Genomic DNA, 214 nt, shown 5'->3' on the forward strand with positions numbered 1-214 from the left:
CGCCCGGTCCCACCGGCCGTCGGACTTCGCCCCGTCGAAGTCCGCCTGACCGCGTGGGCGCATCCGTCCCGGCTCGCCCAGCGCCCCGCCCAGCCCGACGTTCCGCTGCGCCCACAGCGACGCCTTCCGTCGCGGCGTGAACCGCTGGTGGAACGTGGCGTCGTCGAGGCCGCGCTTCGACCCGTCGCTCCCGCCGGCGCAGAGCGCCGCGGCG

Annotated in this window: 1 protein-coding gene; it reads right to left on the reverse strand. The window is 78.0% G+C overall.

From position 1 onward, the window contains the following. The coding region (locus tag QCD68_RS17395; protein WP_367316851.1) for a YdeI/OmpD-associated family protein at positions 1-214 on the reverse strand (214 nt) is incomplete at both ends.

Source organism: Curtobacterium sp. PsM8 (assembly GCF_030433875.1).
Lineage (GTDB): Bacteria > Actinomycetota > Actinomycetes > Actinomycetales > Microbacteriaceae > Curtobacterium.